1 protein-coding gene is annotated in these 303 nt (G+C 64.4%); it reads right to left on the bottom strand.

The features are described from left to right. Nucleotides 1-303, bottom strand: a 303-nt coding sequence (locus CYJ76_RS12035; protein ID WP_269148640.1) for an alpha/beta hydrolase-fold protein, incomplete at both ends; no start/stop codon positions are given.

Below are 303 nucleotides of genomic sequence, written 5' to 3'. Positions count from 1 at the left end.
CCGGCTTGTCGTACTTGCCCGCGTTGCCGTTACCTGCGGAGACGTAGACGGTCATGTCCTTCAGCGCATCCACGCCCAGCTTCGGGTCGTGGTCGATCCAGTCCTGGGAGCCGAACTCGCCCCACATCTTCTTGGCGTCGTAGCCGTTGCCGTCGTTGGTGGCGTAGGCGATGGCTTCCGGCATGCCGTAGGAGGTCGTGTCCAGGTAGCCGGAGAAGGAGCCGACGAACTTCCACATCTCCGGGAAGCGCTCGGCCAGGTTCATTGCGGCGGTACCACCCATGGACAGGCCGGTGATCGCGC

It is taken from the genome of Kytococcus schroeteri (genome assembly GCF_002847825.1).
GTDB classification, from domain to species: domain Bacteria; phylum Actinomycetota; class Actinomycetes; order Actinomycetales; family Dermatophilaceae; genus Kytococcus; species Kytococcus schroeteri.
Note: the sequence above shows the minus strand (reverse complement) of the source record. Positions and strands in the feature narration are given on the sequence as shown.